This window comes from Onishia taeanensis (assembly GCF_900100755.1).
Lineage (GTDB): Bacteria > Pseudomonadota > Gammaproteobacteria > Pseudomonadales > Halomonadaceae > Onishia > Onishia taeanensis.
In genome coordinates this window covers 244,832-258,544 of sequence record NZ_FNCI01000004.1, presented here as the reverse complement: position 1 = coordinate 258,544, position 13,713 = coordinate 244,832, and the positions used below count along the sequence as shown (strand labels likewise).

The 13,713-nt window shown below is 61.0% G+C and carries 11 protein-coding genes; 4 read left to right on the top strand and 7 right to left on the bottom strand.

What is annotated here, in order from left to right:
• Positions 1 to 7: 7 nt before the first annotated feature.
• From BLR71_RS08080 to BLR71_RS08060, 5 genes are read right to left on the bottom strand one after another with little or no spacing between them, the layout of a single operon-like run.
• A complete protein-coding gene (locus BLR71_RS08080; protein ID WP_092524898.1) occupies positions 8 to 811 on the bottom strand; it encodes a TIM barrel protein in 804 nt (267 codons plus the stop codon).
• Positions 812 to 854: 43 nt separating this feature from the next.
• Entirely contained in the window at positions 855 to 1,985 is a 1,131-nt protein-coding gene (locus BLR71_RS08075) for a Gfo/Idh/MocA family protein (protein ID WP_092524896.1), read from the bottom strand.
• A 32-nt stretch (positions 1,986 to 2,017) separates the two neighbouring features.
• Positions 2,018 to 2,833: an ATP-binding cassette domain-containing protein gene (locus BLR71_RS08070; protein ID WP_092524894.1), complete on the bottom strand. Its 816-nt coding sequence runs from the start codon at positions 2,831 to 2,833 to the stop codon at positions 2,018 to 2,020.
• A 1-nt stretch (position 2,834) separates the two neighbouring features.
• Positions 2,835 to 3,965, bottom strand: coding sequence for an ABC transporter permease (locus BLR71_RS08065; RefSeq protein ID WP_092524892.1), 1,131 nt, complete (start codon positions 3,963 to 3,965; stop codon positions 2,835 to 2,837).
• A 52-nt stretch (positions 3,966 to 4,017) separates the two neighbouring features.
• Positions 4,018 to 4,953, bottom strand: a complete 936-nt coding sequence (locus BLR71_RS08060) for a sugar ABC transporter substrate-binding protein (RefSeq protein WP_092525100.1) — start codon at positions 4,951 to 4,953, stop codon at positions 4,018 to 4,020.
• A gap of 223 nt (positions 4,954 to 5,176) precedes the next feature.
• Here BLR71_RS08060 and BLR71_RS08055 point away from each other — a divergent pair, with 223 nt between their 5' ends.
• The 4 genes from BLR71_RS08055 (at position 5,177) to BLR71_RS08040 (ending at position 10,027) form a co-directional block, all read left to right on the top strand.
• Positions 5,177 to 6,034 (top strand): MurR/RpiR family transcriptional regulator, encoded by an 858-nt coding sequence (locus tag BLR71_RS08055; RefSeq protein WP_092524890.1) that lies wholly within the window; start codon positions 5,177 to 5,179, stop codon positions 6,032 to 6,034.
• Positions 6,035 to 6,101: 67 nt separating this feature from the next.
• Positions 6,102 to 7,097: an inositol 2-dehydrogenase gene (gene iolG, locus BLR71_RS08050; RefSeq protein ID WP_092524888.1), complete on the top strand. Its 996-nt coding sequence runs from the start codon at positions 6,102 to 6,104 to the stop codon at positions 7,095 to 7,097.
• Positions 7,098 to 7,143: 46 nt separating this feature from the next.
• Entirely contained in the window at positions 7,144 to 7,947 is an 804-nt protein-coding gene (gene iolB / locus BLR71_RS08045) for a 5-deoxy-glucuronate isomerase (RefSeq protein ID WP_092524886.1), read from the top strand.
• Positions 7,948 to 8,110: 163 nt separating this feature from the next.
• A complete protein-coding gene (locus BLR71_RS08040) occupies positions 8,111 to 10,027 on the top strand; it encodes an SLC13 family permease (RefSeq protein ID WP_092524884.1) in 1,917 nt (638 codons plus the stop codon).
• A gap of 143 nt (positions 10,028 to 10,170) precedes the next feature.
• Here the strand turns inward: BLR71_RS08040 and BLR71_RS08035 are convergent, their stop codons facing one another.
• Complete coding sequence (locus BLR71_RS08035) at positions 10,171 to 12,621, bottom strand: acyl-CoA dehydrogenase (protein ID WP_092524882.1); 2,451 nt, start codon at positions 12,619 to 12,621, stop codon at positions 10,171 to 10,173.
• A gap of 212 nt (positions 12,622 to 12,833) precedes the next feature.
• The gene (locus BLR71_RS08030; RefSeq protein ID WP_217629317.1) at positions 12,834 to 13,634 is read right to left on the bottom strand and encodes a CsgG/HfaB family protein; all 801 of its coding nucleotides are present in this window, start codon (positions 13,632 to 13,634) and stop codon (positions 12,834 to 12,836) included.
• Between the last annotated feature and the right edge of the window lie 79 nt (positions 13,635 to 13,713).

Here is a 13,713-nt window from a genome sequence, read left to right as displayed (position 1 = left end):
GTATAGTTCAATGGTGAAAAGTGAAGGTATCCCTGAAGCGCCTGAGGGCGGACGTGTCGTCACCCGAGGCCCATCCCTCGAAGCCAACGGTGCCCCGGTAGCCCATCCTGTCGAGGGCGCGCGCAATGGCGGGGTAGTGGATCTCGCCGCTGCCGGGCTCGAAGCGCCCGGGGACGTCGGCGACCTGGATCTCGCCGATATAGGGTCCACAGCGATGCACGAGCTCGATCAGGTTCCCCTCACCGATCTGCGCGTGGTAGAGATCCAGCATGATCCGCACCTCGGGACGATCGACGTTCGCGACCAGCTCCAGCACGTCCTCGGCGCGGGCGAAGGGCACGCCGGGGTGGTCGACTTGTGTATTGAGGTTCTCGAGCACGAAGGTGACGTCATGCTGCCGACCCAGGTCGGCTAGGCGGGTCAGGGTGTCGTGGGCGCAAATCCACATGGCGCCCGTGATCCGGTCGCTGGGCTTGAGCGGAAGGCCTTTTCCATTGAGGCCGGTGCCATGCAGATTGAGGCGGGGAATGCCCAGTCGCTTGGCTACCGCGATGGATTCCTTGGCCGTTTCGACTAGGCGGTCGGCGCCTTCCTTGTCGCCAAGGGTGCCCTCGATATAGCCGGTCATGGAGGAAAAGGTAGCGCCTGTGTTGGCCAGAGCATCGATGTTGTGGCGCGTCCAGTCCCAGATCTCCACCTGGAAGCCCATTGCATCGAGCTTGCGCACCCGCTCTACAATAGGCAGGTCGCGAAAGAGCATTTCGGCACAGGCGGCCAGAGTGAAGGGACAGATACTTGTGTGTTGATTCATCGCGCGTGCTCTCGTCATATGAAGTGGGTCGAAGCCTGATGGATCAGGCGTCCGCGAGCTCCACCCAGTTACCGTCGTGATGCGAGCGCTCGATGGCCTCGATCAGTGTGTTGATCCGCCTGGCCTGCCGGAAATCGGGAGAGAGCGGCCTGCGACCGGTCAGTCCTTCGATCAGGTCGCGGATCTCGATGATCTTCTGGTCGTTGTAGCCAAGCCCATGCCCGGCGGCCGGACAGAAGGCGGCGTAGTCGGGGTGATCCGGGCCAGCCAGCAGGGTGCGAAAGCCTCGACGTCCGCTCGGGCCTTCCTGCTGATAGAGCTTTAGTTCGCTCATACGCTCTTGATCGAAAGTGATAGCGCCCTTGGTGCCGGTAACTGTGTAGGCCAGCCCCATCTTGCGGCCCGAGGCGACACGTGAAGTCTCGATGCTGCCTATCAGGCCGTTGTCGAAGTGCAGTAGTGCTTGGGCATGGTCATCGTTCTCGACCGGTCGCATGCCACTACCATTCGCCAGGGAGCGTTCTGTGATCACGGTTTGGAGTTGGCCGCAGACCCTTTTGATAGTGCGCCCTGTGAGGTATTCGGCCATGTGCAGGATGTGAGAACCCAAATCGCCTAAGGCGCCAGCACCTGCGGTTTCACGGAAGGTATGCCAGTCGTGAGGCTTGGCCGGGTCGGCAAGGTAATCCTCGTTGTGGCGGCCACGAAAGTGGATGACTTCTCCAATCTCGCCGTTGGCGATGATCTCTCGGGCCAGCTGGGTGGCGGGATTGCGCACGTAGTTGAAGCCGACCAGTGTTTTGACGCCGGCGCGCTCTGCCGCCGCGACCATCTCGGCAGCGTCGGCGTCATTCAGGGCCATGGGTTTTTCCAGATACACATGCTTGCCCGCGGCGATGGCGGCGAGGGCCATTTCCTTGTGCAGGAAGTTCGGCGCGCAGATGTCCACCACGTCGACCCTGGAGTCGGCTACTAGCTCATGCCAGTTGCCGGTGGCGCGAGCGAAGCCCAGTTCACTTGCCTTGCGGACCGCAAGCGTCTCGTCGACCTCGGCGAGCAGCTCGCAAACCGGTGTCGCGGGCAGATCGAACACCCGGGGTGCGGCGTGCAGGGCAATGGCATGAGCCTTGCCCATGTAGCCGGTGCCGATCAGTCCGATGTGCAGGGATGTCATGGCGTTCTCCGTGTCAGGCACTTCGGCTGCGTTCAGGCAACCTGGCTTTGCTGCTGGTCGCTGCGCTGAAATTCGGCCAGTTCGGCATCTAGGCTCTCGAGTTCGGCGCCGCCCGCCATCATGTTGAGGACCTCCTCGCGGGTGATCTCCTCCTTGCGGAAGGAACCGAGGCTGCCGCCGCGCTTGAGCAGGGTGAAAGCATTAGCGACCGGATAGGCGTGATGGACGTTATGGGTAATGAAGATCACTGCCAGGCCATCGGCGCGAGCCTTGGCGATGTAGCGGAGTACCACTGAGGCTTGCTTCACACCCAGTGCCGAGGTCGGCTCGTCGAGAATCAACACTTTGGCACCGAAGTACACTGCTCGAGCGATGGCCACGCACTGACGCTCGCCGCCGGATAGGGTGCCCACCGGCTGGCCTGGGTCTCGTACGTCGATGCCGATTTTGGCCATCTCTTGCTTGGCGATGCGGTCGGCATATTTCCAGTCAATGCGTTTCATGGGACCCCAGCCCACGGTGGGCTCTCGGCCCATGAAGAAGTTGCGGGTGATCGACATCAGCGGAATCATTGCCAGGTCCTGAAATACGGTGGCAATACCCGCATCAAGCGCATAGGCGGGGGACTTGAAACGCACGGGTTTGCCGTCTAAAAGCATCTCGCCGTGGGTAGGCTTGTGCACCCCAGACAGGGTCTTGATCAGCGTGGACTTGCCGGCGCCGTTATCGCCTAGCAGGCACATCACCTCACCGGAATGGACCTTCAACGAGATATCGCTCAGGGCGATCACGCTGCCGAAGTGCTTGCTGACGTTGCGCATCTCGATCATCGGCTTGAGTTCTGTCATCTCACTTGGCCTCCATCGCCTTCTTGCGCATAAAGTTGTTGAACAGCACGGCTACCAGCAGCATCACGCCGAGGAATACCTTGAACCAGTCGGTGTTAACCCCGGTGTAGAAGATCCCCATCTGCACCAGGCCGAAGATCAGAGCCCCCAGTGCTGCGCCGATTGCCGAGCCATAGCCGCCGGTGAGCAGGGCGCCGCCTATGACCACGGCAATGATTGCTTCGAGTTCTTTTAGCAAACCGCGAATGGTGTCCGCCGAGCCGGTATCCATTACCTGCAGGCAAGCAAAGATCGTTGCCGAGAAAGCGGTGAAGATGAACAGGGATATCTTGACCCGATGCACTGGCACCCCTGAATTGCGCGCCGCATTGGCATCACCGCCGCTGGCGAAGATCCAATTGCCGTAGGGCGTGAACAGCAGCACCCAGGTCGCCACGGCGGTCAGTCCCAGCCACCAGACGATGGAAACCGGTATTCCCGTGACCGCGGGGTTGCCAGCGAAGTTGGTGGCGATCCAGCCCTGTGACGCCATCCAACTGAACAAGCTCGTGCCCACCTCGCCTGAGAAGAGAGAGGCGAACCAGTCACCGGGGATATGGTCCTGGACGCCGCCGATCTGCGTACGTCCGGTCAATAGACGGCTGATGCCGATAGCCAGCCCGCGCAGAATGAACAGGAAGCCGAGAGTGACGATAAAAGAGGGAAGCCCGGTGCGGTTGACCAAGTATCCATTGATCCAGCCCACCAGTCCTGCACAGGCGAAAGCCAGAATGATGGCCGCCCACAGTGGCCAGCCGAACTGCACGGCGGGAATGGCGATCAGGATGCCGGCCAGTCCGATCATCGACCCGATGGACAGGTCGAATTCTCCGCCGATCATTAACAGCGCGGCAGCGGTGGCGAGAATGCCCAACTGAGCGGCCACTTCGAGGAAATTGACGATACCGGATGGTGTGAACATACCGGAACCGCTGGCGGCAACGAGGAAGAAGGCAAGGACCAGAACCGTGCCGGCCAGGGCACCAAATTCGGGGCGGCTCAGCGCTAGTTTCCAGAAGGGAAGTTGCCGCAGGCGCTCATCCTGCGGCTCTTCCGCTGCGCTTGTGGCCTGTGGAGATGGATTGGAATTCATACTGTTCGACTCCCAGGGCCCGAGTGTCCGGGCCCTTCTGGTTGGCGGATGATCACCGAATGCCTTGCTGGCTCAGCTCTATGACCTGGCTGGCGTTTTCCTGGGTGACGAAGCTAGGCCCAGTGGGCACGTCGCCTGCGGGCAAGAGACCATTCTTGGCGTACTGATTGAGGAAGATGACGGGGAGATAGCCTTGCAGGTACTGCTGCTGGTCGATGGCAAAGTCGAGTTCACCCTGGTTGATGGACTCGAGGATGCTGGGAGAGAGATCAAAAGTACCCAGCACGAACATGTCGGTGGCACCCTGTTCGCGCATGGCTTTCATCATCGGATCGGCTGCCAGTGAGCCTAGGGTAAGAATGCCGCCAATATCACGGTGTTGGTTCAGGTAGGCCATGATGGCGTTGCGGATCTCTACCGGGTCATAGCTGGTGGCCAACTGATCGGCATTACCGTCGAATCCATCGATGAAACCGTTACAGCGCTGGTCGAGCCCTTGGTTACCCTGTTCGTGGTTAACGCAAAGCCCGCTCTCGACGCCCATCTCTTGCATGCGTTCGGCAGCCTGTTTGCCTGCCTCATATTCACTCTGCCCAATGTGCAGCCTGGCCCCGTACTGAGCAGCTACATCGCCACCCGAGTTGATGGTGATGACGGGAATGCCGTTGTCAGTGGCGTCTTGAACCACCTTTCCCAGGGCATCTTCATCGGTGAAGGAAATGATCAGGCCATCCGGATTGGAGGCCACCGCGGCCTGTGCCAGTTGCTGCATCTTGGCCATATCGAAGGTAGAGGGCGCGCGATACTCGACTGTTGCACCGACCTCTTCTGCAGCGGCCTCTGCGCCGTTCTTGACCACTGTCCAGAAGGGATCTGACGGGATGCCATGGGTGACCATGACGAAACGGTTAGCATCGGCATGAGCGATACCGCTCATCATGGTGGCGGTAGCCGCTGAGGCGATAAGAAGTTTGCTGAGTCGTGGCATGGTGAAGAGGTCCTCTTTGCTTTTTTCGTTGTAATTCGCATCACGGCCGGTCTTTGCCGACCCCGTTTGGAATATAGATTCCATTTTCATCATTCAGCAAATTAAATGTTTTATACTTTGGTATGTTTGGAATATTTGTTCCACAAAGGCTAGGCTTACCACAGCATCGATTCATCATGCCGGTTTCCTCTGGGGGAGCTGGCTAGCGCAGGAATAGGGACCCATGACGACCCCTCAGGATTTCACCGAACTCGAGGCCCGCATTGGGCGGGACTACCCCACGTTGAGCCGCCGGCTGCAACAGACGGCGCGCTTCCTGCTCGATCATCCCCAGGAGGTGGCCTTCGCCACAGTGGCCAAGCTCGCCGAGCAAGCCGATGTGACGCCCTCGACATTGATTCGCTTCGCCAACAGCTTCGGCTTTACGGGATTCTCGGAGATGCAGCAGCTCTTTCGGGGCCGACTGATGAATGAATTGCCGAACTATGCCGAACGCATCCGTGCGGTGCGTTCGGCTACCGGCGAGACCCCGGATAGCACCCAGCTGCTGTGGGAGTTCGCTGATGCCAATCGCGAAGTGCTTGAGGAGTTACCCGGGCGGATCAACCCAAAAGATCTTGAACAAGCCCTTGACCTGCTCGAAAAGGCGCAGGCGGTTCACGTAATGGGGGCAAGACGCAGCTTTGTGGTGGCCAGCTATCTCACTTACGCCCTGCATCACATCGAAAAGCGTGCCTTTCTGATTAATGGCCAGGGCGGCATGTTTCGAGAGCAGATACGCTCTATCGGTGCCAGCGACGCCCTTCTGCTGGTGAGCTATTCCCCTTACGCGCAGGAGTCACAGGATGCCGCAGCCGAGGCGAAGGAACGCGGTATTCCCCTGGTGGTCATCACGGATTCCAGCTTGAGCCCCCTAGCGCGCCTGGCGGATGTGGCACTCATCGTCCACGAGGCAGAGGTCAAGAGTTTCCGAGGGCTGACGGCCTCTCTGTGCTTGACGCAAACCCTGGCGATCTCGTTGGGCATTCGTCAGGACCAAGGGCTTGAAGCCGGCGAAAGCTCGTCGGCATCGGATGCTTGAGGCACCAGCGAGCCTTCAATCAGCTGCAGTCAGTTCACTAACAAGAAGCGACAACTAGGAGACATCTATGCAACTCGCCCTGATCGGAGCCGGCCGTATTGGCCAGGTTCATGCCCAGGCTATCACCGCCCATCCCGGGGTGAAGCTTGCCGCTATCGCCGACTTCCGGCATGAGGCCGCCGAGGCGCTGGCGTTGACCTATAGCAGTCAGGCCATGAGTACGGAGGCCATCTTCGCCGACGAGACCATCGATGCAGTGCTGATCGCCTCTAGCACGCCGACCCATGCGGAGTATTTTGAGCAGGCGGCCCAGTCGGGCAAGGCAGTGCTCTGTGAGAAGCCCATTGCCCTGGACCTGGCGCGTACTCGCGAGGCGCTGGATGTTCTGTCCTCAAATCCGGTGACCTGTGCGCTCGGTTTCAACCGTCGCCATGACCCGCAGTTCTCGGCGCTCAAGCAGGCAGTGGCCGAGGGACGTATTGGCGTACTCGAGACGCTAAGCATCATCAGCCGTGACCCGTTACCACCACCCGCTGAGTACGTGGCGGCGTCTGGTGGGCTATTCCGCGACATGATGATTCACGACTTCGATATGGCACGTTGGCTGTTAGATGAGCCCATTACGTTTGTTCAGGCGACAGCCAGTTGCCTGATCGATCCGGCCATTGGCGAGGCAGGGGATGTGGATACCGCCATGGTGACCTTGACCACCGCCAGTGGCCGGCTGTGCCACATCAATAACTCGCGGCGTGCCTGCTACGGCTATGACCAGCGTATCGAGGCCTTCGGCAGCGGTGGCATGCTTCAGGCCCAGAACGAAACCGAAACCCGGCTGCGCTTCACCGGCGAGGGCGGACAGGTTGAGGAAAAGCCTCAATGGTTCTTCCTTGAGCGCTATGCGGCGGCCTTCGCCCGTGAGATCGACGATTTCGTGACCGCCTGGCAGCAGCAGCGCGCACCTTTGACCAGCGCACATGACGGACTCGAGGCACTGCGGCTGGCCGAGGCCGCGGAGCGCTCCCTCAAGGAAGGGCGGCGTATTGCCTTGGATGATATTCGCTGAATGCCCCGACCACTGAATCAAGACTATTAACGTGAATGAGGTGGATATGACGTCGTTACTGGTTCGTCCGCAGCAGCCCGATGAGCAGGGCAAAGTGCTTGAAGTGACCCCGGCCTCTGCGGGCTGGCATCACGTTGGCTTCCGAGTGCATAAGCTCGCCAAGGGTCAGCGCATCGAAGGCCATACCGGGGATCGTGAGCACTGTTTGGTATTGCTCTCGGGTAAGGCAACCGTCAGCAGCGGCGAGCATCGCTGGGAAGATATCGGTGAGCGCATGGATATCTTCGAGAAGGTGCCGCCCTATGCCGTTTATCTGCCCAACGGGGTGGGTTTCGAGGTCGAAGCGACCACGGACATGGAACTTGCGGTATGCAGCGCACCCGGGCATGGCAACCATGGGTTACGCCTTATTACACCGGATAAGATCAAGCGCAGCACCCGAGGCACCGGCACCAATACCCGGCATATTCAGGATGTGTTGCCGGATTCCGAGCCGGCCGACAGTCTGCTGGTGGTCGAGGTCTATACCCCGGCAGGCCATTGGTCGAGCTACCCTCCCCATAAGCATGATGTCGATAACCTGCCACAGGAATCGAGCCTGGAGGAAACCTATTACCATCGTCTGAACCCGTCCCAGGGCTTCGCTTTCCAGCGCGTCTATACGGATGATCGCTCTCTTGATGAGACCATGAGCGTGGAGAACGGCTGCTGCGTGATGGTGCCGCGTGGCTATCATCCGGCCGGGGTTCCCCACGGCTATGAACTCTATTACCTCAATGTGATGGCTGGTCCCAAGCGTGAATGGAAGTTTCAGAACGACCCGGATCATGACTGGATCGTGAGGCAATGACCCTTAGTGGGTGTTATGTAAGCTTTCTCCCAATTGGCTGTTGATATCAGCACCCCGGCTTCGGCCGGGTTTTTGTGAGCTTGTTGCTGGCCTTTTCGTCTGCATGCTGGTGTTCTTAACCAAGTAGCTCCGCTCGAGGTGTTGCCACAGGGAGGTGAGACGCATGGCCGACAGTACCCAGATATTCCTGATTCTTGGCCTGACATTGGCAGCCTTTGCCTGGGGGCGCTTTCGCTACGACCTGGTGGCATTGGCGGCTCTGTTGGCAACGACGCTGACGGGGCTGGTGCCGGCCAATGAGGCCTTCCTGGGCTTCGGCCACCCGGCGGTGATCACGGTGGCGGCGGTGCTGGTGCTGAGCCGTGGCTTCGAGCGATCCGGGCTTGTCGATGTGATCGCCGAGCAGACGCTGAAAGTCGGCGAGAAGCTGGTATGGCAGGTGCTTGTGCTGACGGGCACGGTGCTGGTGCTCTCGGCGGTGATGAATAATGTCGGTGCCCTGGCGCTGATGCTGCCGGTGGCGATGCGCATGGCCCGTGAGCATGCGCGCTCGCCATCGTTGCTGCTGATGCCGCTGGCCTTCGGTTCGCTGCTGGGTGGTCTCACCACCCTGATCGGCACCCCACCCAATATCATCATCTCGAGTTACCGTGCGGCCCAGACCGGCGAGGCCTTTGGCATGTTCGCGTTTTCCCCGGTCGGGGTGGGTGTGGCGCTGGCGGGGCTTTTATTTATCGTCTTGCTGGGCTGGCGATTGACTCCGCGCCGAGAGGGCCAGGCCTCAGCGGATGAGCTTTTCGATACCGCCCACTATCTGATCGAGATGCGAGTCGATGAGGACAGCAAGGCCCTGGGCTGGAGCCTGCGTGAGCTGCAGGCGGCGCTCGAAGAACCGGTGCCGGTGTTGGCGGTGGTTCGCGACGAGACGCGCCGTGCCGGTCATACCTTCATGGGCAAGCTCGAGGTCGGTGACATCCTGTTGATCGAGGCTGGCCCCGACGAAATGAAGCTGCTTGAGGACAAGGCCGGTTTGCAGCTCGGTGCCGAGCCCAATGACGATGGCGAAGGCAGTGAGGCGGGCGATGAGGACAGCGAAGCCCTTAAAGAAGAGGACTCAGACAAAAAAGCATCGGATAACGCGGTGTTGGCAAAATCTGCCGCCAGGGAAGACGAAGGAGCCGAGGCCGATAAAGCAAAAAAACAGCCACGCCGGCTGGACTCCGAGGGGCTGCAGCTGGTCGAGGCGGTGGTTCGCAACGACTCAATGATGATCCATCGCACCGTGGTGCAGCTGCGCCTGTTGAACCAGCACGGCTTGCACCTGGTGGCGGTGGCCAGGGACGGCGCGCGCCTCAAGCAGCGCCTGCGCGATATCCGCTTTCGGGCCGGCGATGTGCTGCTGTTGCAGGGCGATGAGAGTGGGCTTGGCGAGAGCCTGGCGATTCTCGGTTGTCTGCCCTTGGCCAGTCGCAACCTGACCCTCGGCCAGCCGCGCTTGCTGGCGTTGTCGCTGGCTATTTTCGCACTGGCCATCGCCGCCATGCTGCTCGACTGGGCGCCTGCGGCGGTGGCGCTCTCGGCGGCGGCGCTGGCTTCTTTGCTGGCCGGGGTATTGCCTTTGCGCGAGGCCTATCAGGCCATCGATGGGCCGGTCATCGTGTTGCTGGGCGCGATGCTGCCGGTGGGCCAGGCACTGGATACCAGCGGTGGGGCCGCGCTGATTGCGGAGCAGATGTTGGCGCTGGGGAGCGACTGGCCGGTGGTGGCCACGCTGGCGGGGCTTTTCGGCCTCAGCATGCTGCTTTCCAACGTCATCAACAATGCCGCCGCGGCTCTGCTGATGGCGCCCATTGCCGCGAGCCTCGCCAATGGGTTCGATGCTTCGCTGGATCCCTTTCTGATGGTAGTGGCGGTGAGTGCCTCCTGTGCCTTCCTGACGCCGATCGGTCATCAGTCCAATACCCTGGTGATGGGGCCCGGCGGCTATCGGTTCAGTGACTACTGGAAGCTTGGCCTGCCGCTGTCGCTGGTGGTGATGCTCACCGCGCTTCCTTTGATCCTGTGGGTCTGGCCGCTTTGAACCGGTCGTCTCTTCCCGCGCGCCACCGGCAGGACACCGGTGACGTCTCTACGCCACAGCCATGAAAGACATCGCCCCGCTCAGGAAAGTCCTGAGCGGGGCGATGGGGCTCGACCGAAGGCGGTCGGGGGTACGTAGCGGCCTTAGGCCGCGTTGTGCCAGGTGACGTTTTCCTTGGCGCTGGCGAAGGCGTCGAAGGCGAAGTCGTCGACGCTTAGCATCGCAAGCACTTCGGCTTCATGCTCGCGCATGAAGTGAGCGTCGTCCTCGCTGATCAGGCCGGCGGCCAGGGCGGCTTCGATGCGCTGTTCGGGGTGCAGCGCATCAGCGGGTAGCTCGCCCTTGGCGTAGGCCTTGTTAAGAGTGCGATAAATGGGCTCGGCGCGCTCCTGATTGACCAGCAAGGCGTTGTAGCGGGCCAGAGGATTATCCTGCTGGCCTTGCTCCTGAGTATCCCAGGTATGGGCGAGCAGCATGGTGCGCAGCGCTGACGCCTGCGAGACATTCTTGGCGATGCCGCGAGTCAGCTTGTCGGCGGGACGCGCCCAGCGCCGCCCCAGTGGCATCACGATAGGCTTGAGCGCTCTGGCCAGCGCACGGTTGGGCAGGTTGTCGAACAGCTCGACGAAGGCCTGTTCGGCGCGCTGCAGCAGGAAACGACAGCTGTAGTGCAAGAGTTCGTCCTCGCCTTCGACCTTGTCACCTTCGTGCCAGGACTTGAGCACCATCGACGCTAGATAGAGGTTCGAGAGCACATCGCCAAGCCTTGCCGAGAGCATCTCGCGCAGCTTGAGGCTGGCGCCCAGGCTCGCCATTGCCGCATCCGCGGTGAGGCCGAAGCCCGCCGAGAGCCTGGCAATGTCCTTCGCATAAGGCGCGGCGACGCTATCGAAGGGCACGGCCGGGCGGCCGATGCCGAGCCCTTGAGTCAGGGCGCGGGCGGCGTTACCCATGATCAGACCGGTATGGGCGAAGAAGGCCCGGTCGAAGGCCTTGAGGTCGTCGGCGTCCTTGGCGGCCAGTTCCTCGAGCACATAGGGGTGACAGCGAATCGCCCCCTGGCCGAAGATCATCAGGTTGCGGGTCATGATGTTGGCGCCTTCCACGGTGATCGCCACCGGGTTGGCGGAGTAGCCGATGCCAATATAGTTGCGCGGCCCCAGCGTGACGGCCTTGCCGCCGTGGATATCCATGGCGTCGCCGAGCAGGCTGCGCTGGAACTCGGTGAGCTGGCTCTTGAGGATCGCCGAGGGTACCGCCGGCTTGTGGCCGTGGTCGATCATGTTGGCGGTCTGGCGCACCGTGGCCTGGGCGATATAGGCCATCGAGGCAATACGAGCCAGTGGCTCCTGCACGCCTTCCATTTCAGCGACCGGGACGTTGAACTGGCGGCGAATGCGAGCAAAGCCGCCGCTCCAGCCAAGCGCATAGCGCGCGGTGCCGGTGGCGCCGGAGGGCAGGGTGATGCAGCGCCCCACCGACAGGCACTCGACCAGCATGCGCCAGCCCTGGCCGGCCATTTCCGGGCCGCCGATGATGGTGTCCAGTGGTACGAACACATCCTTGCCCTTGATCGGGCCGTTCATGAAGGGGCTGCCGATGGGATGGTGGCGGCGGCCGATTTCCATGCCGTCGGTGTCGCGGGGAATCAGCGCGCAGGTGATCCCCAGGTCTTCGTCATCACCGAGCAGGTGATCTGGGTCGAACATGCGAAACGCGAGGCCAACCACGGTGGCGATGGGCGCAAGCGTGATCCAGCGCTTCTCGAAGTTGAGCCTGAGGCCCAGTACTTCCTTGCCGTCGACGACCTGCCTGCAGACCACCCCGGTATCCGGCAGGGCGGTGGCATCGGAACCGGCGCGCGGGCCGGTAAGGCCGAAGCAGGGAATCTCGCGGCCGTCGGCGAGCCGCGGCAGGTAGTGATTTTTCTGGGCGTCGGTGCCGTATTTGAGCAGCAGCTCGCCGGGGCCCAGCGAGTTGGGTACGCCGACGGTGACCATCAGGGTCTCGTTGACCGCCAGCTTCTGTAGCACCAAGGATTGCGCCTTGGCCGAGAAGCCTAGACCGCCGTAGGACTCGGGAATGATCATACCGAAGAAGCCTTCCTGCTTGAGGTAGGCCCAAAGCTCCGGCGGCAGGTCGGCGCGTTCTCGTGTGATGTCCCAGGCGTTGCACATGCCGGCCGCCACCGAGCACTGATGATCGAGGAAGGCCTGCTCCTTGTCCGTCAGGCCGTCATCTGTTGTATCCAATAGGCTCTGCCAGTCCGGCTTGCCGGAAAACAGCTCGCCGTCCCAGCCGACGCTGCCAGCCTCGAGAGCCGTGCGCTCGGTGTCAGAAACTTTGGGAGCGACTCGCTTGAACATGGCGAAGAGCCGTGGCGACAACCAGCGATGGCGCAAAAGCGGCAGACCGCACACCGCCACACCGGCGGCAGCAATGAGCAGCACCAGCCCAAGTAGAGGTGCATCGAGCACCAGGCCAGCGATGCCAAGTACGGCGAGCACGCCAAGGGCGGCGAGGGCGCCGGCTTCACGCTGCATTACTGCGATGAGGCCCGCCAAGGCCAGAACGATCAGTAAGAGGTGGATCATGGGTAGGCTCCGTTACGGTAAGTGGCAGTATTCTAACGAGCGTTTGAATTCTTGTAGCCTAGCCCATTGCTTGGCCGGCGACCAGCCCCTGATGCAATAGGTAGCATCCGCTGGCCAGTGGGTGATAAAGCACCAAAAAGCCCCGCAGATGCGGGGCTTTTGGGCATTAATCAGTAGCTGTTGGGTAGCTTCATAGCCACCGGCATCACGCCTTAGCTATCCTGTGCAGCCAGATCATGGGAAGAGGGCGGCAACCCCGCCACACGCTCTTGGAAGGTGTAGATGGCATCGCGTCCTTGCTGTGAGTCCGCGAATTCCCAGGTGTCACGTTCTGCTCCCTCGATGATGGCGGTATAGACAGCTAACTCGATGGCTTCACGCACGGCCAGTTGTGGTGGATCGTTGCGGGTATAACCTGCTTCGAGTTCAAGGATCTCATCGGCTGCGATGTACTTGAAGACCGACCCTTGAACCAGAACGGAGTAAATCTTCTTGGTGGTGGTGATGCTGTTGAGGATGCGCCCCGTCTGAACGCTTACCAAGCGTAGATTAATGGTGACCAGGTCGGTGCGGTATTCAGAGTTGACGCCAATACCCAGGTATCTGGCGCCGGCACCACCGGTCGATAAATTGGTTTCATAGGCAATGATGCCGCCTTCGATAATCACGCCAGCGAAGGTCAGCGGGGGCAACGGAGCCGCCGCCTGGCCATTGAACTGCTGACGAGTGGCTTGAATGACCTGGCGCTCGCGCAGCAGATTGGGGAGCCCTCGACGCTCGACGACATTGAACCACTGGCCTCGGCCAGCATCGGCCAGTACGTCGACCAGAATCGCATCGGCGCCTTGGGTTACCGCGCGGGAGTATTCTGCAAAGCCCTCATTAGGTTTGTATTGCCCCGTCAGGTCAGAAAATTCATACACCGCGATGTCGACCGGCCTGGCCGCCGCTGGCAGATTCTTGAGCAGTGAAGAGGTGCTGGTTTCACTGACGTAGGAGGCGGGCTCTGACATCGGGCCAGGAGTCGATACACACCCGGACAGTATGACGCTTGCCAGTATGCATAGGGCTTGAGTTAGCGTTTTCATGATA

Excerpts from the sequence above, each read along its gene's own strand:
- BLR71_RS08080 (WP_092524898.1), bottom strand. The coding sequence starts at position 811 with ATGAATCAACACACAAGTATCTGTCCCTTCACTCTGGCCGCCTGTGCC.
- iolG (WP_092524888.1), top strand. The coding sequence starts at position 6,102 with ATGCAACTCGCCCTGATCGGAGCCGGCCGTATTGGCCAGGTTCATGCC.
- BLR71_RS08060 (WP_092525100.1), bottom strand. The coding sequence starts at position 4,953 with ATGCCACGACTCAGCAAACTTCTTATCGCCTCAGCGGCTACCGCCACC.
- BLR71_RS08065 (WP_092524892.1), bottom strand. The coding sequence starts at position 3,965 with ATGAATTCCAATCCATCTCCACAGGCCACAAGCGCAGCGGAAGAGCCG.
- BLR71_RS08030 (WP_217629317.1), bottom strand. The coding sequence starts at position 13,634 with ATGTCAGAGCCCGCCTCCTACGTCAGTGAAACCAGCACCTCTTCACTG.
- iolB (WP_092524886.1), top strand. The coding sequence starts at position 7,144 with ATGACGTCGTTACTGGTTCGTCCGCAGCAGCCCGATGAGCAGGGCAAA.
- BLR71_RS08070 (WP_092524894.1), bottom strand. The coding sequence starts at position 2,833 with ATGACAGAACTCAAGCCGATGATCGAGATGCGCAACGTCAGCAAGCAC.
- BLR71_RS08055 (WP_092524890.1), top strand. The coding sequence starts at position 5,177 with ATGACGACCCCTCAGGATTTCACCGAACTCGAGGCCCGCATTGGGCGG.
- BLR71_RS08075 (WP_092524896.1), bottom strand. The coding sequence starts at position 1,985 with ATGACATCCCTGCACATCGGACTGATCGGCACCGGCTACATGGGCAAG.
- BLR71_RS08040 (WP_092524884.1), top strand. The coding sequence starts at position 8,111 with ATGGCCGACAGTACCCAGATATTCCTGATTCTTGGCCTGACATTGGCA.
- BLR71_RS08035 (WP_092524882.1), bottom strand. The coding sequence starts at position 12,621 with ATGATCCACCTCTTACTGATCGTTCTGGCCTTGGCGGGCCTCATCGCA.